General features: G+C 61.3%; 16 protein-coding genes. 5 read left to right on the forward strand and 11 right to left on the reverse strand.

The annotated features are described in order from the left end of the window. Window positions 1–65: 65 nt before the first annotated feature. The 7 genes from GTP45_RS00120 to prpB form a co-directional block, all read right to left on the reverse strand. The gene (locus GTP45_RS00120; protein WP_161011874.1) at window positions 66–1,727 is read right to left on the reverse strand and encodes a cation acetate symporter; all 1,662 of its coding nucleotides are present in this window, start codon (window positions 1,725–1,727) and stop codon (window positions 66–68) included. Further along, entirely contained in the window at window positions 1,724–2,032 is a 309-nt protein-coding gene (locus tag GTP45_RS00125) for a DUF485 domain-containing protein (RefSeq protein ID WP_161011875.1), read from the reverse strand. Before GTP45_RS00125 ends, GTP45_RS00120 begins: the two co-directional genes overlap by 4 nt. A gap of 240 nt (window positions 2,033–2,272) precedes the next feature. Then, window positions 2,273–4,147: a propionate--CoA ligase gene (locus GTP45_RS00130; RefSeq protein ID WP_161011876.1), complete on the reverse strand. Its 1,875-nt coding sequence runs from the start codon at window positions 4,145–4,147 to the stop codon at window positions 2,273–2,275. Between the two features lie 25 nt (window positions 4,148–4,172). Continuing rightward, a complete protein-coding gene (gene prpF, locus GTP45_RS00135) occupies window positions 4,173–5,354 on the reverse strand; it encodes a 2-methylaconitate cis-trans isomerase PrpF (protein ID WP_161012659.1) in 1,182 nt (393 codons plus the stop codon). Further along, window positions 5,354–7,951: a Fe/S-dependent 2-methylisocitrate dehydratase AcnD gene (gene acnD / locus GTP45_RS00140; protein ID WP_161011877.1), complete on the reverse strand. Its 2,598-nt coding sequence runs from the start codon at window positions 7,949–7,951 to the stop codon at window positions 5,354–5,356. The genes prpF and acnD overlap by 1 nt, the downstream gene beginning before the upstream one ends. Before the next feature lie 2 nt (window positions 7,952–7,953). Then, the gene (prpC, locus tag GTP45_RS00145) at window positions 7,954–9,102 is read right to left on the reverse strand and encodes a bifunctional 2-methylcitrate synthase/citrate synthase (RefSeq protein ID WP_161011878.1); all 1,149 of its coding nucleotides are present in this window, start codon (window positions 9,100–9,102) and stop codon (window positions 7,954–7,956) included. Window positions 9,103–9,116: 14 nt separating this feature from the next. Next, window positions 9,117–10,004, reverse strand: coding sequence for a methylisocitrate lyase (gene prpB, locus GTP45_RS00150; protein ID WP_161011879.1), 888 nt, complete (start codon window positions 10,002–10,004; stop codon window positions 9,117–9,119). A gap of 145 nt (window positions 10,005–10,149) precedes the next feature. Between prpB and prpR the strand changes: the two genes are divergently transcribed. The 4 genes from prpR (at window position 10,150) to GTP45_RS00170 (ending at window position 14,474) form a co-directional block, all read left to right on the forward strand. Next, complete coding sequence (prpR, locus tag GTP45_RS00155; RefSeq protein WP_161011880.1) at window positions 10,150–11,772, forward strand: propionate catabolism operon regulatory protein PrpR; 1,623 nt, start codon at window positions 10,150–10,152, stop codon at window positions 11,770–11,772. A 69-nt stretch (window positions 11,773–11,841) separates the two neighbouring features. Further along, complete coding sequence (locus GTP45_RS00160; RefSeq protein WP_229258280.1) at window positions 11,842–12,738, forward strand: alpha/beta fold hydrolase; 897 nt, start codon at window positions 11,842–11,844, stop codon at window positions 12,736–12,738. Window positions 12,739–12,741: 3 nt separating this feature from the next. After that, complete coding sequence (locus GTP45_RS00165; RefSeq protein WP_161011881.1) at window positions 12,742–13,776, forward strand: sensor histidine kinase; 1,035 nt, start codon at window positions 12,742–12,744, stop codon at window positions 13,774–13,776. Next, complete coding sequence (locus GTP45_RS00170) at window positions 13,776–14,474, forward strand: LytR/AlgR family response regulator transcription factor (RefSeq protein ID WP_161011882.1); 699 nt, start codon at window positions 13,776–13,778, stop codon at window positions 14,472–14,474. The genes GTP45_RS00165 and GTP45_RS00170 overlap by 1 nt, the downstream gene beginning before the upstream one ends. Here the strand turns inward: GTP45_RS00170 and GTP45_RS00175 are convergent. From GTP45_RS00175 to clpS, 4 genes are all read right to left on the reverse strand, one after another. Further along, a complete protein-coding gene (locus GTP45_RS00175; RefSeq protein ID WP_229258281.1) occupies window positions 14,471–16,906 on the reverse strand; it encodes an FtsX-like permease family protein in 2,436 nt (811 codons plus the stop codon). The genes GTP45_RS00170 and GTP45_RS00175 overlap by 4 nt on opposite strands. A 94-nt stretch (window positions 16,907–17,000) precedes the next feature. Further along, window positions 17,001–20,318 carry a S41 family peptidase gene (locus GTP45_RS00180; RefSeq protein ID WP_229258282.1) on the reverse strand — a complete coding sequence of 1,106 codons (3,318 nt, stop codon included), beginning with the start codon at window positions 20,316–20,318 and terminating at the stop codon, window positions 17,001–17,003. Between the two features lie 95 nt (window positions 20,319–20,413). Beyond that, window positions 20,414–22,720, reverse strand: coding sequence for an ATP-dependent Clp protease ATP-binding subunit ClpA (clpA, locus tag GTP45_RS00185; protein ID WP_161011884.1), 2,307 nt, complete (start codon window positions 22,718–22,720; stop codon window positions 20,414–20,416). Further along, the gene (gene clpS, locus GTP45_RS00190) at window positions 22,717–23,019 is read right to left on the reverse strand and encodes an ATP-dependent Clp protease adapter ClpS (protein WP_092281587.1); all 303 of its coding nucleotides are present in this window, start codon (window positions 23,017–23,019) and stop codon (window positions 22,717–22,719) included. The genes clpA and clpS overlap by 4 nt, the downstream gene beginning before the upstream one ends. A gap of 324 nt (window positions 23,020–23,343) precedes the next feature. On the opposite strand from clpS, the gene cspE reads away from it, so the two are divergent. Then, window positions 23,344–23,547, forward strand: a complete 204-nt coding sequence (gene cspE, locus GTP45_RS00195; RefSeq protein ID WP_008446468.1) for a transcription antiterminator/RNA stability regulator CspE — start codon at window positions 23,344–23,346, stop codon at window positions 23,545–23,547. The last annotated feature ends 136 nt before the right edge of the window (window positions 23,548–23,683 follow it).

Here is a 23,683-nt window from a genome sequence, read left to right on the forward strand (position 1 = left end):
GTGCGCGCGTAAAAACGACAATGCCCGGCAAACCGGGCATTGTCGTACCACTTGCTATTTTTTTACTAGTGCGCAGTAGCGCCGGCAGCGCCGATGCCAGTCTCGGAACGCATCTGCTGCGCCTCGAAGCCAGCGCGGTCGATGCGCGCGCGTCCGCTCTTGTCCAGCATCGAGAACAGCCAGATGCAGAAGAAGCCCGCCGGCATGGAGAAGATGGCCGGCGACGCATACGGGAACACGGCTTGCGCGTGACCCAGCACGTCTACCCACACGGACTTCGACAGCACCGTCATCACCAGCGCCATGGTCAGGCCGACAAAGCCGCCGATGGTGGCGCCGCGCGTGGTGCAATCCTTCCACAGCACGGACATGAACAGTACCGGGAAATTGGCCGACGCCGCAATCGCAAACGCCAGCGATACCATGAAGGCGATGTTCTGCTTTTCAAACGCGATGCCCAGCACCACGGCCACAACGCCCAAGGCAATGGTGGTGATCTTCGATACTTTCAGTTCGCTCGCGCCGGTCGCCTGGCCCTTCTTGATCACGGTCGCATACAAGTCGTGCGACACGGCCGATGCGCCGGACAAGGTCAGGCCGGCCACCACCGCGAGGATGGTCGCAAACGCCACTGCCGAAATAAAGCCGAGGAACACGTTGCCGCCAACGGCCTTGGCCAAGTGCACCGCCGCCATATTGTTACCGCCAAGGAGTTTGCCCGCTGCGTCCTTGAACTCAGGATTGGTGCTCACCAAAACGATGGCGCCGAAACCGATGATGAAGGTCAGCACGTAGAAGTAAGCGATCCAGGTAGTCGCCCAGAACACCGACTTGCGCGCTTCTTTCGCGCTAGGCACGGTGAAGAAGCGCATCAGGATGTGCGGCAGGCCGGCGGTGCCGAACATCAGCGCCATGCCGAACGAGATTGCGGAAATCGGATCCTTGATGAAGGTGCCAGGGCCCATGATGGCTTCTTTATTGGCGTGCACTTCAACCGACTTGGCAAACAGCGCCTCTGGGCTGAAGTTAAACTGCGCCAGCACCACGATCGCCATGAAGCTTGCGCCACCCAGCAGCATGATGGCCTTGATGATCTGCACCCAGGTGGTGGCAGTCATACCGCCGAACAGCACGTACACCATCATCAGCGTACCAACCAGCACCACGGCGACCCAGTATTCGAGGCCGAACAGCAGTTTAATCAGCTGGCCCGCACCGACCATCTGCGCGATCAGGTAGAACGCCACCACCACCAGCGTGCCGGAAGCGGAGAAGATGCGGATTGGCGCTTGCTTGAAGCGGTACGCAGCCACGTCGGCAAAAGTGTAGCGGCCCAGGTTACGCAGGCGTTCCGCCATCAGGAAGGTGATGACCGGCCAGCCGACCAGGAAGCCGATGGCGTAGATCAGGCCATCGTAACCATTCAGGAAAACCGATGCGGAGATGCCGAGGAAGGATGCCGCCGACATGAAGTCGCCCGCAATCGCAAGGCCGTTCTGGAAGCCGGTGATGCCGCCGCCGGCGGTGTAGAAATCGGAAGCGGAGCGCGTTTTGGCGGCGGCCCACTTGGTGATATAAAGCGTGAACAGCACAAACACGCCGAACATGATGATAGCGGTCCAGTTGGTCGGCTGTTTAACGGCTTGACCAAGGTCGCCGCCGGCGGCCAGCGCCGCACCGCAAGTAGCCAGCAAGGCAGGCGCCATCAGGCGTTTCAGGGCGCTCATGGTTTCACCTTGTCGTGGATGGCTTGGGTCAGTTGGTCGTACTGGTTGTTGGCGCGGCGCACGTAGACGCCGGTAATCAGCACGGTGAACACGATCACGAACAGGCCTATCGGCATGCCCCACGTCATAACGCCGTCGCCGGTTTTCGTGGCGAGGAATTCTTTATCGAACGCGATCAGCAGGATGTAGCCGTAGTAGACCAGCATCATCAGCGCGGTGAGCGCCCAGCCGAAACGGGAGCGCGATTTCACTAACTTGTGATAGCTAGGATCGCGCTTAATTTGTTGTACGAGGTCGTCGTGCATGAGGTGTCTCCTTTTTTAATGTGCTTGCAGATTAAAACCGGAGGCTTACCACTCGCTTACGCGCGCTCATTTTTTTGATGGGGTTGACGCTGCTGGTCGCCGTAAAAACGCGCGGCACCAACCCAACCCGCACACCGCTGCGGCCAGGGTCTGACCCCGTACGGGGTCAGACCCTTTCGTTAGGGGTACAAATAAAAGCACACCTGCTACGCGCCAACGATAGCTCGTTCGAAGTACCCCTTATTTTTCCAGTGCGCGTTGAATTTGCTGTAGCGATGCTGGATCTTCAATTGACGTCAGGTCGCCGGGGTTGCGGCCTTCGCAGATCGCTTGTATCGAACGGCGCAGCAGCTTGCCGGAACGCGTCTTCGGCAGTTGCGTAACGAAGTACACGCGCGCAGGCCGCGCCACAGCGCCCAGTTGTCGATCTACTACCGCCATCACGTCTTGTTCGCTGGTGGCGGCGTTGGCGTCTTTGAGAATTGCGAACGCCACAGCCACCTGCCCTTTCAGCTTATCCTCCACGCCCACCACGGCGACCTCGGACACGTTGGGATGGCTGGTGATGGACTCTTCAATCTCGCGTGTGCCGAGGCGATGGCCGGCGACATTGATCACATCATCGGTGCGGCCGAGGATGAAGTAGTAGCCGTCCGCATCGCGCACGCCCCAATCGAAAGTCGAGTACAGCATCTTGCCGTTCGACTCAGTCCAGTAAGTGTCGACGAAACGCTGGTCGTTGCCGTACACCGTCTGCATGCAGCCGGGCGGCAGCGGGCCTTCAATCATCACCACGCCTTTTTCGTTGGCGCTGCATTCCACACCGGTGGATTCGTTCACCAGCTTGACCTTGTAGCCGTACATGGCCACGCCGGGGCTGCCCAGCTTGGTCGGCGCATCTTCAATGCCCTTGGCGATGGAGAGTATCGGCCAACCGGTTTCGGTCTGCCAGTAGTTGTCGATGATCGGTACGCCGAGTTCTCCGGCGATCCAGCTTGATGTCGTTTCATCGAGCGGCTCACCGGCGAGATACAGTGCCTTCAGCGAAGACTTGTCGTACTTGCGCATGAACTGCGGTTCCTGCTTGCGCAGCACCCGGATTGCTGTCGGCGCCGAGAACATGCGCGTGACTTTGTACTTTTCGACGATGCTCCACCAGATGCCGGGATCGGGACAGATCGGCAAGCCCTCGTACATGATGGTCGCCATGCCGGCGATCAGCGGGCCGTAGACGATGTACGAGTGCCCCACTACCCAGCCAATATCGGAAGTGGCAAAGAAGGTCTCGCCTGCGTTGCCGCAGAAGTTGTACTTCATCGACGCCGCCAGCGCCACCGCATAGCCGCCAACGTCGCGCTGCACGCCTTTCGGTTTGCCGGTGGTGCCGGAGGTGTAAAGAATGTAGGAAGGCTCGTTCGATTCCAGCCACGTTACCGGCACTTGCGCGGCCAGGTGCGAAGCACGCAGCGCGGCGCAATCGACATCACGGCCTTCAACACGTTCCATCGGTGCCAGGCCACGATCCACCAGCAGCACGCGCGACGGCTTGGCTGACGACAGCGCGATTGCTTCATCGAGCAGCGGCTTGTACGGAATCGCCTTGCCATTGCGCGAACCTGCATCGGCGGAGACGATCAGCACCGGCTTGGCGTCGTCGATGCGGCTTGCCAAACTGTTGGCCGCAAAGCCGCCGAACACCACCGAGTGCACCGCGCCGATGCGCGCGCAGGCCAGCATGGCGAATGCTGCTTCGGCGATCATCGGCATATAGATCAGCACACGGTCGCCCTTGCGCACGCCGAGCGATTGCATCATCGCTGCGAAGCGCTGGACTTCCGCGTGCAGTTCTTTAAAGGAGTAGCTACGCTCCGTGTTGGTCTCGGTAGAGACGGCGATCAGCGCCGGCTTATCGCCCTGCCCACCCGGCAAGCACCACCGATCCACCGCGTTGTGACACAGATTAGTGCGCCCGCCCACGAACCAGCGGGCGAACGGCGGATTTGCATAATCCAGCACTTGCGTAAACGGCGTGTTCCAATCGATGAGCGCAGCTTCGTCTTGCCAGAATTGTTCGGGCGTGACGATAGAGCGCTGATAAAAATCAGCGTACTTCATGTCTCCTCCGGTTTTTTGTGACTGCTTAAGCGGGTACGCGTACCCAGCCTTCCATCAGTACCCGCGCGCTGCGGCTCATTACCGCTTTTGTCACGCTCCATTCTCCGTTCTGCTGCATCGCCTCCGCGCCGACCCGCAAGGTGCCGGATGGATGGCCGAAGCGCACCGCGCCGCGTTCACCGCCGCCCGCCGCCAGGTTCACCAGCGTGCCGGGAATCGCGGCGGCAGTGCCGATAGCGACAGCAGCGGTGCCCATCATGGCGTGATGCAGCTTGCCCATCGAAAGCGCGCGCACCAGCAGATCGATATCGCCCGCCGCTACTTGCTTGCCGCTCGATGCAACGTAGGATGTTGGCGGCGCCACAAACGCCACCTTCGGCGTGTGCTGGCGCCTGGCCGCTTCGCTCAGTTCCTTGATGAGACCCATGCGCAGCGCGCCGTAAGCGCGAATGGTTTCGAACATCGCCAGCGCCTTGGCGTCGCCGTTGACCGCGTCCTGCAATTCCGTGCCGGTGTAGCCGATGGCATCGGCGTTGATGAAGATGGTCGGAATGCCGGCGTTAATCATGGTCGCCTTCAGCGTGCCAACGCCGGGGACTTCCAGATCGTCCACCAGCTGGCCGGTTGGGAACATCGAACCGCCAGCGCCCTCTTCTTCCGCCGCCGGATCCATGAACTCCAGCTGCACTTCCGCCGCTGGGAAGGTCACGCCGTCCAGTTCAAAGTCGCCGGTCTCCTGCACCTCGCCGTTGGTGATGGGGATGTGCGCGATGATGGTCTTGCCGATGTTGGCCTGCCACACGCGCACCACAGCCACGCCGTTGTGCGGCACGCGGGCCGGATCAACCAGACCGCCGCTGATAGCGAACGCGCCGACTGCGGCGGACAGGTTGCCGCAGTTGCCGCTCCAGTCCACGAACGCTGTGTCGATGGAAACCTGGCCGAACAGATAGTCAACATCGTGGCCAAAGCGCGTGCTCTTGGACAGAATCACCGCTTTGCTGGTGCTCGACGTTGCGCCGCCCATGCCGTCAATGTGCTTGCCGTACGGGTCTGGGCTGCCGATCACGCGCAGCAGCAGCTGGTCGCGCGCGGCGCCCGGCTGCTGCGCAGCCTCCGGCAAATCCTGCAAGCGGAAGAACACACCCTTGCTGGTGCCGCCGCGCATATACGTGGCGGGGATTTTGATTTGAGGTTGGTGCGCCATCATGCCGCCTTTGCCGATGCAAGGAAGTCTTGCGCGAAGCGTTGCAGCACGCCGCCCGCTTCGTAGATCGACACGTCTTCCGACGAATCCAGACGGCAGGTCACCGGCACTTCCACGCGCTCGCCGTTGCGGCGATGGATCACCAGCGTCAGCGTGCCGCGCGGCGTGCGCTGGCCGATGACATCGTAGGTCTCGGTGCCGTCCAGCGCCAGCGTCAGGCGGTTCACACCCGGCTGGAACTCCAGCGGCAGCACACCCATGCCAACCAGGTTGGTGCGGTGGATGCGCTCAAAGCCTTCGGCCACGATCACTTCCACTCCCGCCAAGCGAACGCCCTTGGCCGCCCAGTCGCGCGACGACCCCTGGCCGTAGTCTGCACCAGCGACGATAATCAGCGGCTGCTTGCGATCCATGTAAGTCTCAATCGCTTCCCACATGCGCAGCACTTTGCCTTCCGGCTCTACGCGCGCCAGCGAACCAGCTTTGACCTTGCCATCTGCATCGCGCACCATTTCGTTCTTCAGGGTTGGATTGGCGAAGGTAGCGCGTTGCGCGGTCAGGTGGTCGCCGCGGTGGGTGGCGTAGGAATTGAAATCCTCTTCCGGCAAGCCCATTTTGTGCAGGTACTCGCCGGCGGCGGAATCCATCATGATCGCATTCGATGGCGACAAGTGGTCGGTGGTGATGTTGTCGCCCAGGATGGCCAGCGGACGCATGCCCTTCAGCGTGCGCTCGCCTGCCAGCGCGCCTTCCCAGTAAGGCGGACGGCGGATGTAGGTCGATTGCGCGCGCCAGTCGTACAGCGGCGCGGCACGTTCGGTCTCGCCTTCGCTGCGCGCAAACATCGGGATGTAGACTTTGCGGAACTGTTCCGGCTTGACCGAAGATTCAACGATGGCGTCGATCTCTTCGTCGCTTGGCCACAAATCTTTCAGCGTGATGGCTTTGCCGCTGGCGTCGTGGCCCAGCACATCTTTCTCGATGTCGAAGCGAATGGTGCCGGCAATCGCGTACGCCACCACCAGCGGCGGCGATGCGAGGAAGGCCTGCTTGGCGTACGGGTGAATACGGCCATCGAAGTTACGGTTGCCCGACAAGACAGCGGTTGCGTACAGATCACGCTCTACTACTTCTTTTTGAATCACCGGATCCAGCGCACCGGACATGCCGTTGCACGAGGTGCAGGCATACGCCACCACGCCAAAGCCCAGCTTTTCCAGTTCCGGCATCAGGCCAGCTTCTTCAAGGTATAGGGTGACGGCCTTGGAGCCCGGCGCCAGGGAGGACTTGACCCACGGCTTGCGCAGCAACCCCGCCTTGTTGGCGTTACGCGCCAGCAGACCGGCAGCGATCATATTGCGCGGATTATTGGTGTTGGTGCAGCTGGTGATGGCGGCGATGATCACCGCGCCATCCGGCATCTTGCCCGGCTCATTTTCCACCACGCCCGAAATACCGCGCGCAGCCAATTCGCTGGTTGGCACGCGCTTGTGCGGATTCGACGGGCCGGCGATATTGCGCACCACGGTCGACAAGTCGAACTTCAGCACGCGTTCGTACTCCGCCGTTTTCAGGCTGTCCGACCATAGGCCGGTGTGTTTGGCATAATGCTCGACCAGCGCTACCAGTGCGTCATCGCGGCCGGTCAGCTTGAGGTACTTGATGGTCTGCTCGTCAATCGAGAACATGGCCGCAGTGGCGCCGAATTCCGGCGCCATGTTGGAGATGGTGGCGCGGTCGCCCAGCGTCAGCGCGGTCGCGCCTTCGCCGTAGAATTCCAGATAAGCCGACACCACTTTTTCCTTGCGCAGGAATTCCGTCAGCGCCAGCACGATGTCGGTGGCGGTGATGCCCTCTTGCGGCTTGCCGCTCAGTTCAACGCCGATGATGTCCGGCAGCCGCATCCACGATGCGCGGCCCAGCATCACGGTCTCCGCTTCCAGACCGCCGACGCCGATGGCGATCACGCCCAGCGCATCGACCATCGGCGTGTGCGAGTCGGTGCCGACCAGCGTGTCGGGATAAGCCACGCCGTCCGCGACCTGAATCACCGGCGACATGCGCTCCAGATTAATCTGGTGCAGGATGCCGTTACCCGGTGGGATCACGTCCACGTTCTGGAACGCTTTCTTCGTCCAATCGATAAAGTGGAAGCGGTCTTCGTTGCGGCGATCTTCAATCGCGCGGTTCTTCTCGAACGCTTGCGGATCGAAGCCGCCGCATTCCACCGCTAGCGAGTGATCCACCACCAACTGCGTCGGCACCACCGGATTGACTTGCGCCGGGTCGCCGCCTTGCAGTGCAATCGCGTCACGCAAGCCGGCCAGATCGACCAGCGCCGTTTGGCCGAGAATATCGTGACACACCACGCGTGCTGGGAACCATGGGAAGTCCAGGTCGCGCTTACGCTCGATCAGTTGCGACAGCGAGGCGTTCAGCGTAGCCGGATCGCAGCGGCGCACGAGGTTTTCCGCCAGTACGCGCGAGGTGTATGGCAGCTTGGCCCAGGCGCCGGGCTGGATCGCATCGACGGCTTCTCGCGCGTCGAAGTAGTCTAGCTGGGTGCCCGGTAAGGCTTTACGGAATTGGGTGTTCATGATTATTTGCGGTCTTTGATCGGGACGAATTTCAGGTCTTCCGGGCCGACGTAGTTGGCGCTTGGGCGAATGATCTTGTTGTCGATGCGCTGCTCGATGATGTGCGCCGACCAGCCGGAGGTGCGCGAGATGACGAACAGCGGCGTGAACATCGCAGTCGGTACGCCCATCATGTGGTACGACACGGCCGAGAACCAGTCCAAGTTCGGGAACATTTTTTTGATTTCCCACATCACCGATTCAAGGCGCTCGGCGATATCGAACATCTTGGTCGAACCGGCTTCCTCGGAGAGCTGGCGCGCCACGTCTTTAATGACCACGTTGCGCGGATCGGAGACGGTGTACACCGGGTGGCCGAAGCCGATCACCACTTCTTTGTTGGCGACGCGGTTGCGGATATCGGCTTCCGCTTCGTCCGGGTTATCGTAGCGTTTCTGGATTTCGAAAGCGACTTCGTTGGCGCCGCCGTGCTTAGGGCCGCGCAGCGCGCCGATTGCGCCAGTCACCGCCGAGTGGATATCCGAGCCAGTGCCGGAGATGACGCGGCTGGTGAAGGTCGAGGCGTTAAATTCGTGTTCCGCGTACAGGATCAGCGAGGTGTGCATCGCGCGTACCCACGAATCGCGCGGCTTCTCGCCGTGCAGCAGGTGCAGGAAGTGGCCGCCGATGGAGTCGTCGTCGGTTTCCACTTCGATGCGTTTGCCGTTATGGCTGTAGTGATACCAGTACAGCAGCATGGAACCGAACGACGCCATCAAACGGTCGGCGATATCGCGCGCGCCCGGCGTGTTGTGGTCATCCTTCTCAGGCAGCACGCAGCCCAGCACCGACACGCCGGTACGCATCACGTCCATGGGGTGGGCCGATGCAGGCAGTGCTTCCAGTGCCGACTTCACCGCTTGCGGCAGGCCGCGCAGCGATTTGAGCTTGGCCTTGTAGCCCTTCAGTTCCGCAACGGTCGGCAGTTTGCCGTGTACCAGCAGGTAGGCGATTTCTTCGAACTCGCAGGTGGTGGCGACATCCAGGATGTCGTAGCCGCGATAGTGCAGGTCATTGCCGGTTTTACCAACGGAGCACAGCGCGGTGTTACCGGCGGCGACGCCCGACAGGGCTACGGATTTTTTTGGCTTGAAGGTAGTAGCTTCGGTCATTTTAATGTCTCCTCTTATTTCTTCTGTGCGGCGAACAGTGCGTCCAGCTTCTGCTCAAAATCGTGATAGTTGATGCGCTCATAGAGTTCGGCGCGGGTCTGCATGGTATCGACCACGTTCTTCTGCGTGCCATCGCGGCGGATCGCGCCGTAGACGTTTTCGGCAGCCTTGTTCATGGCGCGGAAAGCAGACAGCGGATACAGCACCAGGCCCACGTCGGCGCTGCGCAATTCTTCCACGGTGAACAGCGGTGTTGAACCGAATTCGGTGATGTTGGCCAGCACCGGCACTTTGACGGCGGCGGCGAACTGCTTGTACATCTCCAGCGTGATCATCGCTTCCGGGAAGATCATGTCGGCGCCAGCTTCCACGCAGGCGACGGCGCGCTCGATGGCAGCGTCGAGGCCTTCCACGGCCAGCGCGTCGGTGCGGGCCATGATGACGAATTGATCGTCGGTGCGCGCGTCAACAGCGGCCTTGATGCGGTCGACCATTTCTTCTTTGCTGACGATTTCTTTGCCCGGACGGTGACCGCAGCGCTTAGCTCCAACCTGGTCTTCGATGTGGGTAGCGGCTGCGCCGAATTTAATCAGCGACTTGACGGTGCGGGCCACGTTGAAGGCCGATGCGCCGAAGCCGGTGTCCGAGTCGACCAACAGCGGCAGCTCGCACACGTCGGTGATGCGGCGCACGTCGGTCAGCACGTCGTCCAGATTGGAGATGCCAAGATCCGGCAGGCCGAGCGAACCCGCCGCTACACCGCCGCCCGACAGGTAGATCGCTTTAAAGCCGGCGCGCTTGGCCAGCAGTGCGTGATTGGCGTTGATGGCGCCGACGACCTGCAGCGGGGATTCTTCCTGGACGGCTTTGCGGAACGCGGCGCCTGCGGAGTAGTGACTCATGTTGTGACCTTTCGGTGATGCGTTGAAGTTGCGCTCTCTAGTGCAAGGGCTGTGCCAGATGAGCAAGCTATACAAATCAATCACTTACGCCGCACGCTATGTTGCAACATGAAACACTGAAACGCATTTGAACTATAATTGAAACATGCGACATTCCACGCCCCTGCCCTTCGACGCCAACGACAAGCCGGTTATCTGGACGGTTTCGGTCTCGCGCCTGTCCGACCTGTTCCGCGATATCACGCTGGAATACGACAGCCTCGCCACCATTGAGCCGATCAATCTCGGTTTCGACGAAGCGGCCAAGCACATACGCGAACGCCTCGCCACCGAGCGTTGCGACGCGGTGATTGCGGCCGGCTCCAACGCGGCTTATCTGAAGGGTCGCCTGTCGGTGCCGGTGGTGATTGCGAAGTTCAGCGGCTTGGATGTGATGCAGGCGTTGGCGCGTGCGCGGCGGGTGTCGGAGCGGATCGGCATCATCACGTACCAAGAGCGCTTATCCGAATTGGCGGAGTTCTCCAGCACTTTCGGTTTCGACGTAGCGCAACGTACTTACGTGACCGAGGAAGATGCGCGCGCGCAGATCAATGATTTGAAAGCGGCAGGCATTAAAGCGATTGTCGGGGCGGGCTTGATTACTGACTTGGCCGAGGAAGCCGGATTGACTGGCGTGTTTGTGTATTCGGCTGCGTCGATCCGGCACGCGTTTGATGATGCGCTGGAGATGGCGCGCTTGACGCAGCTGGAATCGAACCGCAGCCGCGCGCGCGGTGCGGTAGTCACGGATACGCTGCGCGCCAAGCATGGCATCCATGATCTGCGCGGCGACTCGGCGGCGATGGAAACGGTGCGGCAATCGGTGGTGCTGTATGCGAAATCGCCGGCGACCGTGCTGATACAAGGAGAAACTGGATGCGGCAAGGAGCTGGTGGCGCAGGCAATCCACCGCGAGGCGCCTCGCACACTGGGCCAGAACCGGCCTTTCGTCGCCGTGAATTGCGGGGCGATTGCAGAGTCGCTGCTAGAGTCGGAGTTGTTTGGCCACGAGGAAGGTGCGTTCACCGGTGCGCGGCGCGGCGGGCATGCTGGGCTATTTGAAGCGGCCAATCGCGGCACGCTATTCCTCGACGAAATCGGCGAGATGCCCTTGACGCTGCAAACCCGCTTGCTGCGGGTGCTGGAGGAGCGCGAGGTGGTGCGGGTCGGCGGCACACGGCCGATACCCGTCAATGTGCGCATCATCAGCGCCACGCATTGCGACCTGGAACAGCGCGTGCGCGAGGGACGTTTCAGGGCGGACTTGTTCTATCGGCTGGCGGTGCTGCGTTTGACGCTGCCGCCGTTACGCGCGCGGCCGGAGGATGTGTTGTCGCTGGCTGAGTGGTCGCTAAAGAATGCGCTGGCGTCGCTGGGCGCGCGGCCGCATCCGAATCTGCATGCGGAGATGATGGCGTGTGCGCCGCTGTTGCAGCGCTACGATTGGCCCGGCAATGTGCGCGAGCTGCGCAATCTGACCGAACGCCTCGCCTTGTTCCTCGCCGCCGAGCCGCTGCAGGCGCTGACGCCCGCCTTCGTCCTTAGCGTCGCCCCGGAACTTGCCGCCCGCCCCGCTGCGCTGCATGATGCGGCCGCTCCGGCCATGCCGCCTTCGGACGAACGCATCTCGGACGTGCTCGCCCGCTTTGGCGGCCGGCGCGACGCCGCTGCCGATTATCTCGGCATTAGCCGCACCACTCTCTGGCGCAAACTCAAAGCCGAGGGCTAGCTACCGTTCATCACGGCGCCAAAACCACTCATCCCAAATCCCTCGCCGCCGCCGAGGCGCGCCGATAGCATGGCTGCACTTACTCACCAAACGGAGAACGCCATGCTGACCAAGATCATCGCCACCCTCGCCGCCGCCTTCGCACTGGGCCACGCCGCCGCTGCCGAACATCCCGCCTTCAAAGTCGACGTCACCGGCAAGGGCGCACCTATCATCCTGATCCCAGGCCTCGGCTCGGGCGGCGATGTGTGGGACGGCACTGTCGCTCACTATTGCGCCGACGGCAAATACCAATGCCACGTCCTGACGCTGGCAGGCTTCGCCGGCCAGCCCGCCATCGCCGAACCGCTGCTGCCCGCCGTCGAACAACAACTGAGCGCCTACATCAAGGCTAACAAATTCGACCGCCCAGTCGTCATCGGCCATAGCCTTGGCGGATTCCTCGGCATGCAACTGGCGGCCAATCACCCAGAACAAGTGGGCAAACTGGTGATCGTCGACACCCTGCCCGCAGTCGCCGCAGCGCAGATGCCCAGCGCCACCCCGGCGCAACTGAAAGAGATGGCGGCCGGCATGCGCGCCAACATGGAAGGACAAGACCCGGCCACCTTCAAGGCCGCACAGCTGCGCATGATGCGCACCATGATCACGCGACAAGAGGACATCGACAAAGCGATCGTGCGCGGTGGCTTGTCGGATCGCCGCACTGTCATCGACGCCATGGCCGATATGACGGCCACCGATCTGCGCCAAGAAGTGGGCCGCATCAAAGCGCCAACGCTGGTTCTCGGCACCTGGATCGCCTACAAAGACTACGCGCCCAAAGCCGCCATCACCGCCGTCTACACCACCCAGTACGCGCAGCTGAAAGGCGCCAAAATCGAAATCGCCGACAACGCGCGCCACTTCATCATGTACGACGATCCGGCTTGGATGTATGATCGTATCGACAACTTCCTGAACTAAGCCATGACTCACGACCGTCCACTGCTCGCCCGCTTGAACTGGTACTGGATCTGCCAGTTGGCCGGCTGGGGCTTCCTCCCCCTGTTCGCCGGCGCCATGGGCGCGACGCGGATGCCGGGCCTGATCTGGGTGATGTGGTGGGGAGCCGGCAGCGGCATCATTATCTCCGGCTTGTGGCACCGGTTGCTGAAACACCGGCAGCGCAATGGGCAGCGTATCAGCTGGAAGATGGTGCTGGGCGGTGTGCTGGCGCTGGGTGCGATCCATACGGCCGCGCAGTTCCTGGGCTTTGTGATCTTCACGCCGAACCAAATGGTGCGCGGCTATAGCTGGATACCTTCTGCGCTGATGTCGTGGTGGTCGATTTACCTGGTGTGGAATGTCTTCTACATGGCGGTGCTGTCGCTGCGGCGCGCCAACCGCGCGGAGGCAGAGTCGCTGCGTTTGGAGATCGCAGCTAAAGATGCGGAGCTGCGCGCCTTGCAGGCCCAGGTCAATCCGCACTTCTTCTTCAACAGCATGAATAGCGTGCGTGCGCTGATTTACGAAGAACCGGAAGCCGCCGCGCAAATGATCGATCAACTGGCGAGCGTGATGCGCTACGCGCTGCAGTCGGGCCATCACGATACAGTGCCGCTGTCGGCAGAGATTGAAGCGGTGCAGGCTTATCTCGCCATCGAGAAAATACGCTTTGAAGAACGGATGCGGGTCAGCGTGGAGATTGGGCTGGGATTGGAGCAGGTGCGCATTCCGCCGATGTCACTGCAAACGCTGGTGGAGAACGCGGTCAAGTACGGCGTTGAAACCAGTCCTACCGGCAGCGAGATTCGCATCCGCGCACAACGCATGGACGATGGTTCGGTGCATATCGAAATCGCCAACCTCGGTGCGATCGTGCCGTTTGCGAATTCCACCAAGGTCGGCTTGATCAACACGCGCAAGCGGCTGGCATTGGCCTTGGGCGCGAATGCGCAGTTGGATTTATCGGAAAACAGTGGCTGGGTACGCGCCACGCTCACCTTACCGGAGGCCGCGTAATGCGCGCATTACTGATCGATGACGAGCGCCTTGCGCGCGCTGAATTGCGTCGCCTGCTGGCGGCGCATCCCGAAGTGGAAATTGTGGGCGAAGCAGTCAACGCAGCAGACGGCGTGCAGCAAATCCTCGCACTCAAGCCGGATTTGATTTTCCTCGACGTGCAAATGCCGGGCGGCTCCGGCTTCGACATGCTGGCCGCATTGGAGGAGGCGCCGGAAGTCATCTTCACCACCGCCTTCGATCAATACGCGCTGCAAGCGTTTGAAGTGAACGCGCTCGATTATTTGCAGAAGCCGATACAGGCGGCGCGCATGGCCTCAGCCCTGCAACGCTGCGCCGCGCGCCATCACCGCGAGGCCGCATCAACGGCTAGCAAAAAACTGTTCATCAAAGACGGCGAGCGATGCTGGTTCGTGGCGCTGGAAGACATCCGCCTGTTTGAATCCGACGGCAACTACACGCGCGTCTACTTCGGCCAGAATCAACCGCTGATGCTGCGCTCCTTGAACCAACTGGAAGAGAAGCTCGATCCGCAGCGCTTCTTCCGCGCCAGCCGCCGCCACATCGTCAATCTCGATCACATCGAGCAAGCCGCACCAAACGACGCCGGTGGCCTGGATCTCACCCTGCGCAATCAACTCGCCATTGAAGTCTCCCGCCGCCGCGCCCCGCAATTCAAGGCGCTGACCAGCATCTAGCTACGCAAGGCCTGCCCTGCCGGTAGGCGCATGGCAGCCCATGTGTGGCGGGTGATAGCGATGAGGGCGGTGCTTAGGGTAAGCAGCAGTGCCAAGGCCAGTGTCCAGTAGCCGATAGGGGCGCGGTCGATGTAGCTGCTTAGGTGGCGCTCGATCAGCACCAAGGCGATGGGCAGGCTGATGGCGGCGGCAATCAGGATCATGGCGCCGGTTTCGCGTACGACCAATAAACCGATGTCGCTGCGGCGCGCGCCGTGGAGTTTGCGCAGGACGATTTCGCGGGCGCGGCGTTGCACCGTGTTGGCCGAGAGGACGTAGGTGCCGAAGGCTGCAATCGCCAATGCTATGCTGCTTGCTACTGCCAGCAATTTCGCCATGCGCGCGTCTTCGGCGTAGTGGGCTTTTAGTACGTCTTCAGCGCGGTAGATTTTCGGGATGGCGTCCGGGAAGTAGCCAGGCCACAGGGCTTGCGCGGCGCGCTCGACTTCCGCCGGTGCGCCGGCTGCCCGTACGCTGAGCACCATGCCTTGGTTGCCCAAGGCGTAGGCAGTCGCCGCAGGCTGTTCGTGCAGTGAACGGAAGCGCAGCTCCGGCGCGATGCCGACGATGCGCGCGGTGATGACGGCATTATCGAATCCAGTAAAGGTCACGCTCTGCCCTACCGCCTGTTCGGCGCTGGCGAAACCAAGTTCGCGCGCGGCGACGGCGTTCAGCACCATCGTCGTCGCATCGTTGTCCTTGTCCGCGCTGGATTGGAACAAGCGCCCTGCCGCCGGTGCGATGCCGTACAGTTCAAAGAAATTGGCGCTGACCATTTTCATCTCCATCGATGCTGCCGCGCCGCCGGGACGTTTGAGTGTTCGTGTCCACAGCCAATCGAGTCGGCCGACTGGATCTTCGGAAACCGCTACACCCGCCACGCCGGGCTGCGCCTGCAAAGCGGAGACGAAGCGCTGCGCCTTGTCCGCATCTCTCACGTGCCCCGGCATGTCGACGATCACCAGCGGCGATGGATCGAAGCCCGGCGCGGCGCGCATGGCGTAATCGGTCTGCCATGCGACCGCGATGGTTACGCTGGCCAATCCCATCGCGGTGGCGATCTGCATCACGGTGAGTGCGCGCCGCCACTGCATGCTGCCGCGCGATTCCATATCGGGCCGCCCTGCCAGCACCTGCGTTGGATGCACGCGCAGCGCAATCCATGCAGGATAAGCCGCCGTTACAATACCGAGCAGCGCGCCGATGCCGAAAGCCAGCGCGATATTCTGCGGCGAGAACAAGCCGTCCAGCTGGCGATTCACCAGTTGCGAAAAGACCGGCAGCGCCAGCCACGCCATCAACAATCCAAGCGCGGTCGCGGCCAAGGCCACCAGCAAAGACTCCAGCAGGAATTGCAGCACAATCTGCGGCACGCCCGCACCCAGCACTTTGCGCATCGCCATTTCGCGCTGGCGGCGCAGCACGCGTACCGTGGTGAGGTTGACGTAGTTGATCGCAGCCAGCAGCAGAATCAACGCGGCCAGCAGCGCCAGCCCGCCAACCACGCGTGGATTGGCGCGGTCACCCGGCAGCGCAATAAAGCTATTGGCGATCTTGTCATCGAAGTAGGCGTCGCGCAGCGGAGAGATGGTTAGCTCGATGGCCTTGCGCTGGCCGAGCCGTTCGCGCGCTTCAGGAGAGAATTGATTGAGGCTTGGCGCCCTGTCGACGGCCTGTTGCAAGCGCGCCAGAATATCAGGCAGCGATGCGCCGGGCTGTAGACGCAGCAGCATCTTGGTCATCCAGCCATGTTCGCCGGTCAGCATTTCGTGGCGAATGTCCGGCTCCACCACCGCGCCATTCACGCCGAACAGCAACTCAAACGGAATGGTGGTATTGGCCGGCGGCGCTGCCACCACCGCCCCCACCTGCATGGTATGCCCTTCCGCCGTGATGGTACGGCCCAGCGCATCGCGCGTGCCGAACATGCGCACGGCAGCGGCATCGGTGATAACAAAGCGATCCGGCCGTTCCAGCGCTGTAGACAGATCGCCTTGCAGCGCGCGCATGCCGAGCAGCGATGGAAAACCCGGCAGCACAATCAAGCCGCGCACCGTCAGCAGATTACGGCCTGCCCGCACCGTCAACGGCGTAATCTCGGGACGCGCTGGGATGTAGCTGGTGGCGTCAACCACGCCCGGCATCTTCAGCGCAAGCTCGCGCAAGAACATCGGCGCGATATCGAACAGCGGTGACGACGGCTCCACATTGAAGTGATGCTTCACCACGTACACCTGCTCCACCTCCGGCACATGGCGATCGTACTCCATCGAGTAACGCACAAAGCCAAGCAGCAGCAGGCTCGCCGCCAAACCGATGCTCAGGCTCAGTATCGCCGTCAAGGCGTATGCCGGTTCTTGTATCAAGGTGCGCCAGCCGATGCGAAAGTCCATGTTCAATCCTGTTATGAAGTTATCGCATCAAACTGCAACATCCATGCCACGCGTTTTACGGCGCGGCTTTGTCCGATAGTGAACGCGCTACTGTTCAATTTCGGACATTCAGTCCCGGAATGGTCTGCGGCGCGTATGGTTTCACTGGCTGCTCTTTCATTTTTTTAGCCAGCATCTCCAGCGCCACTTCCAGTTGACGATCCTGGCCCTGGTAGGTGGCGTGCGGCAGATTGTCCACCACCACGTCCGGCGACACGCCCACGCCTTCAATCAGCCATTGACCGTCTTCGACGTGGAACTGGCCCATCTCGGCCACGCGCGCCATGCCGTTGTCGCTCAGGCGATTGTTATCGGACAGCCAAACGCCCGCGCCCGCAGTGCGCTTGCCGACCAGCGGCGCAAGGCCCAGCGATTTGATACCTGCCGCAAAAGTCTCGCCGTCCGAGTAGGTGTATTCATCGATCAGCACCACAAGGTGGCCGCGGAAGGTGTTCTGCATATTCGGCGACGGCGCCACGCCCGGCGGCGCCCAGAAGGCCCACGCCTTGCGCAGCAACTTCTCGATGATCCAGCTATCGATATTGCCGCCGTTGTTGCGGCGGACGTCGATGATCAAGCCATCGCGGTTCACATTGGCGTAGAAGTCGCGTGCAAACGAGGCGATGTCGTTCGGCCCCATCGCGCGCAGATGCAGATAGCCGATGCGGCCCTTGGATACTGCCTCCACTTGGCGCGCGCGCGACTGCTCCCAATCGCTGTAGCGCAGCGCGGCATGCTTGGTCATGTTCACCGGCAGCACGATTACTGAGCGCGTTTCAGCCTTGCGCTTCACTTGCAGCAGCACTTGCTTGTCGGCTTGATTGAGCAGCAGGTCGGCGATATCGCGCGCCTCCAGCACCGGCTTGCCGTTGACGGCGGTGATGATGTCGCCCTGTTTCACATCCACGCCGGCTTGCGCCAGCGGGCCGCGTTCGGACGGCAGTTCCGGTTCGCTGGCGTAGATGTGATCCACGCGATAGCCTTCGGCAGTACGCGACAGCAGCGCGCCCAAACCTGCCGGCGTTCCTTCCGACGCCGAACGGCGAATATCGCCGGGACGAATCTGCGAGTGCAGCGCGCCGACTTCGCTAATCATCATGCCCAGCACATCGTCCAGCTCCGCGCGGTCAGTCACGCGATCCACCAGCGGCGCGTACTTGGCGCGCACGGCCGGCCAGTCGGCGCCGCGCATCTTGACGTCGTACAGGAAGTCGCGGTGCATGCGCCATGCGTCGTTGAACATCTGCTTCCATTCCAGGCGCGGATTGGAGGTGAACGTCCAGTCATCGACTTTGATCTTGGCTTTGCTGACATCCATCGGCGCCTTGGCGCCTGCATCAACTACCAGCATCTCGCCGGCGCCAGCGCCGAAGGTGCGGTAGTAGACGTGCTTCTTATCCTGCGACAGATCGTACTCGCGCACACCGGCCACGAACAATTCCGGCTGCGGGCCGTTGCTGGCGATGGCCAGCGTTTTCAGATTGGCTTTGCCGTCGCCGCCATCGGCATCGAGGAAGTACAGGCGCTTATCGTCCACTTGCAGCGAGCGGTAATTGCCGGCGGCCAGCGGCACTTCATACAGGCGCTCCGCGAGGCCGGCGTAGACAATCGCCGGCGAGCCTTTTACGGCGGCTTTCGGCGCAGCCTTGGCGACGGCTTTTTCGGCAGCCTTCTCTGCGGCCTGCTCGGTTGCGCCTTCGGCTGGTTTATCACCCGGCTTGCTCAACTCATCGTCAGGCTTGAACGGGAAGCGGTTCTCCGGTTGCAGCGCCAGCGCGAAGATGGCGGTGCGCTTGTCGAACACCGGCCCCATATTGCGGTCGCCCCACGGCGAGCCATTCGCCAGCTGGAAGTTACGGGCCGAGAGGAAGTACAGCCATTTGCCGTCCGGCGAAAACACCGGCGCGCGCGAGGTGTAGCGGTCGCTGGTGACGAAGCTCAGTTGTTTGCTGTCGATGCTGTACAAGCCAATCTGGTTGCGCTGCTCGGTGCTGGCGGCGCGCACCAGTGCGAGGTTTTTGCTGTCCGGCGACCAGGCGATTTCGTCATAGTCGCCGAGACCGACCTTGCCCGCGTCATCGATCACGATGTTGGCCTTGGTGGCCAGATCCAGCAACCAGAAGCGGCCCTTCTTGTCGGTGTGACCGAGCCAGCGGCCGTCCGGCGATGGGTAGAGCTGCCAGCGGTGGTTGTTGCCGTCCTTGGTCAACTGCTCGCCCTTGCCCGAACCGTCGGCGGCAAATTTCCAGATTTCGTTTTCGCCAGTGGTATCGACGATCGCGTAGATGGATTTGTCGTCATGGCTGAAGACTGCCTGGCGTGCGCGCGAACCTTCCGGGATGGCGATTTCCACGCGACGCTGCGCGCCGGTGCCGGCCACGCTGACGCGGCCGCGCGCGGTCAGCACGATGCGTTCAAACTTGCCGGCGATTTGCACGTTGGTCAGGCTCTCCAGCGGCGAGCGGATTTGGCGCGTGCGCTGCTGGTCAAAGTCGGAGACCAGGCTAATCGCCAGCTGTTCATCCTTGCTGCTTTGCAGATCGAGCACGTGCAAATCTGCGCCCAGCTGATAGACGATGCGGCCTTCGCCGATGGCGGCATTGCGCACGTCCCAATCTGTGTACTTGGTGAGCTGGCGCGGGTCGCTGCCATCGGCCGCCATCGACCACAGATTGGCCGAGCCGCTACGGTCGCTGATGAAGTAGACGCGGCCCTGCCACCACATCGGATGCTTGTTGTTGCCGGCATCGGAGGCCAGCAGCTGCACCGCTTCGGCGCTGCCGCTCACATCGTAGCGCCACAGCTGCGCGTAGGCGCCGCCGCGATACGCTTTGACGTTGTCATTGGTCAGCGCCAAGCCGTTGCGGGTGAAGTACAGCGTGTTGCCGGTATCGTCCAGCACCGCGTCGTGCGCATCGGCCAGCGGGAAGATGCGGCGTTGCAGACTGTCCGGCTTGACGGCAGCAATCACCATGCTGCGTCCCGGCCCGGTGCCGCTGGCCATGCTGACCAGCACCTCGCCCTGCGCGCTCCAGCCCAGCACCGCGACGGCGCCGTTCTCGAAGCTGATGCGCTTGGGCAGGCCGCCCGCCAGCGGCATCACGTACGCTTCCTGCGCGCCTTCGTAGGCGGCGGAAAACGCGACCCACTTGCCGTCGCGCGAGATGGCGGCGTTGGTTTCAGCGGCCGGATGGGTGGTCAGGCGCTGGGCCGCGCCACCGTGGGCGCTGGTCTTCCACAAGTCGCCCTCCGCGGTGAAGACGACGTTATCGCCACGGATGGCGGGATAGCGGTAATAAGCCTCGGCCGCCATCGCGGACGACAGCAAACCGGCGGACATCAACATCAAGGCAAGCGGGCGGGACAGGTTCATGGACAGGGTCAAAGGTTGTCGAATGGAACGACAATTTTGGCACAGCTTGCCCGCACGCGGCACGAAAAAAACCCGCCGGGTGGCGGGTTCCGTATTTAGTCGACTTCGACCGTTTCCGGCGGCTGGCTTGGCGCCGCATCCGGCGGTTCCGGGAAGTCCAGCTTGACCACATCCTTGTCGTCCAGATCGACCACCACCTTGCCGCCAGTGACCAGGCGGCCAAACAGCAGCTCGTCGGCCAGGGCCTTGCGGATCATGTCCTGGATCAGGCGCGACATCGGGCGTGCGCCCATGAGCGGGTCGAAACCTTTCTTGCCCAGGTAGGCGCGCAGCTTCTCGGTAAACACTGCCTCGACTTTCTTCTCGTGCAGCTGCTCTTCCAGCTGCATCAGGAACTTGTCGACCACGCGCAGGATGATTTCCTCGTCCAGCGCGCGGAAGCTGATGATGGCGTCCAGGCGGTTGCGGAACTCCGGCGTGAACATGCGCTTGATGTCGCCCATTTCGTCGCCAGCCTGCTTGGAGGTGGTGAAACCAATAGTCGATTTTTGCAGCGATTCCGCGCCCGCATTGGTGGTCATGATGATGATCACGTTGCGGAAGTCCGCCTTGCGGCCGTTGTTGTCGGTCAGCGTGCCGTGGTCCATCACTTGCAGCAGGATGTTGAAAATGTCCGGGTGGGCTTTTTCAATCTCGTCCAGCAGCAGCACGGTGTGCGGCTTCTTGGTGATCGCTTCGGTCAGCAGGCCGCCCTGGTCGAAACCAACGTAGCCCGGCGGCGCGCCGATCATGCGCGACACGGCGTGACGCTCCATGTATTCCGACATGTCAAAGCGCACCAGCTCGATGCCAAGGATGAAGGCCAACTGCTTGGCCACCTCGGTCTTGCCGACGCCGGTAGGGCCGGAGAACAGGAAGGAGCCGATCGGCTTGTCGGTCTTGCCCAAGCCAGCACGCGCCATCTTGATGGCCGAGGCCAGCGCTTCGATCGCAGGATCCTGGCCGAACACCACGTTGCGCAGGTCGCGGTCGATGGTTTGCAGCTTGCTGCGGTCGTCCTGGTTGACGGTTTGCGGCGGGATGCGCGCGATCTTCGAGATGATGTCCTCGATCTCGCTCTTGCCGATGGTTTTCTTCTGCTTCGATTTCGGCAGGATGCGCTGCGCTGCACCGGCTTCGTCGATCACGTCGATGGCCTTGTCCGGCAGATGGCGGTCGTTGATGAAGCGGGCCGCCAATTCAGCTGCAGTCGACAGCGCCGACGACGAATATTTCACGCCGTGGTGCTCTTCGAAGCGCGACTTCAGGCCGCGCAGGATTTGCACGGTCTGCTCGACGGTCGGTTCGTTGACGTCCACTTTCTGGAAGCGGCGGCTCAGCGCGTGATCTTTCTCGAACACGCCACGGAACTCGGTGTAGGTGGTCGCACCAACGCACTTCAGCTGGCCGTTGGCCAAGGCTGGTTTCAGCAGGTTGGACGCATCCAGCGTGCCGCCCGACGCCGAGCCGGCGCCGATGATGGTGTGGATCTCGTCGATGAACAGAATGCCGTTCGGATTGTCCTTCAATTGCTTGAGGACGGCCTTCAGGCGCTGCTCAAAGTCGCCGCGATACTTGGTGCCGGCCAGCAGCGCGCCCATGTCGAGCGAGTACACCACGGCGTTTTGCAGGATTTCCGGCACGTCGCCCTGGGTGATGCGGTAAGCCAGGCCTTCAGCGATGGCCGTCTTGCCCACGCCCGCTTCGCCCACCAGCAGCGGGTTGTTCTTGCGGCGGCGGCACAGGATCTGGATCACGCGATCCACTTCCTCTTCGCGGCCGATCAGCGGATCGATCTTGCCGTCGGCGGCCGATTTGTTCAGGTTCTGGGTGAACTGGTCGAGCGGGCTTTCCTTGCTCTGGCCTTCGCCGGCCGGTGCGCCCTCTTCCACGCCCTCGGACGCCTTGGCGGTGTCCGATTGCTGATCTTTACGCACGCCGTGCGAGATAAAGTTGACCACGTCGAGACGGGTCACGCCCTGCTGGTGCAGGTAGTACACCGCGTGCGAATCTTTCTCGCCGAAGATGGCCACCAGCACGTTGGCGCCGGTCACTTCCTTCTTGCCGTTCGAGGCCGACTGGACGTGCATGATGGCGCGCTGAATCACGCGCTGGAAACCGAGCGTCGGCTGGGTATCGACCTCGCCCGTGCCAGGCACGGTCGGGGTGTTATCACCAATAAAGTTGGTCAGGGTTTTGCGCAGATCTTCAATGTTGACGGCGCATGCGCGCAACACTTCGGCGGCCGAAGGGTTGTCCAGCAAGGCCAGCAGCAGGTGCTCTACCGTGATGAATTCGTGCCGTGCCTGTCGGGCTTCGACAAACGCCATGTGCAAACTTACTTCCAATTCCTGCGCAATCATACTTCCTCCATCACGCACTGCAGGGGATGCCCTGCCTTGCGCGCATGCGTTAAAACGAACTCCACTTTGGTACAGGCTATATCTTTAGAGAACACGCCGCATACCCCCTTGCCGTAGCGGTGCACACTGAGCATGATTTGCGTGGCGGTCTCTCGGTCTTTGTTGAAATACTCTTGAATGATTGCGACCACAAATTCCATTGGGGTGTAGTCGTCATTCAGCAACGCCACCTGGTACAACGGTGGCGGCTTCAGCGTTTGCCGCTCCAAGAGGGTTTCGGTATCTTGCTTGGTTGCCATACGCTTATATTCTAATGCTTTCGTGGTTGATGCAATGTGCATTTCGCTGCACATATCCAATTGTTTTCCATCTTACGCGCTTTCTCAACTTGGCGCAGATGGCGCCCCTTTCCCCGAAATCAAGAGTTGCTTTTTCGTCATTCGTCTTAAAAGTAGCAAAATGCCCACAAATCTGCTTGACTTTCAAATTTGGTGCGCTAACAATGCGTTATCGGCTGCGTGCAGAAATGTACAAGGTGATAAGAAGTGGGCGTGAGGAGAGGGGCAAGAAGCTTCTTGCTTTTATGGCTCGTGTGATAGGTTTTAATTTAGAAAGTTCTTTTTATGGCAACTGGTACTGTTAAGTGGTTCAATGATTCCAAAGGTTTTGGCTTCATCACTCCAGATGACGGCGGCGAAGATTTGTTCGCTCACTTCTCCGCAATCAACATGAACGGTTTTAAGACCCTGAAAGAAGGTCAAAAAGTTCAGTTCGAAGTCACGCAAGGCCCTAAAGGCAAGCAAGCTTCCAACATCCAGTCGGCTTAATTACCAAGCCCTGATGTGAAAAAACCCCGCGACGCGGGGTTTTTTTTCGCCCCTACCTGCCACAGTCTGTTGCAATTTTGCCTCCCCCGCACTGCACAACTTTTTGTGCAGTGCAAGATTGGTTTGACGTAAAATC

The sequence above is a fragment of the Duganella rivi genome, assembly GCF_009857435.1.
Classification (GTDB): Bacteria; Pseudomonadota; Gammaproteobacteria; order Burkholderiales; family Burkholderiaceae_D; genus Rugamonas; species Rugamonas rivi.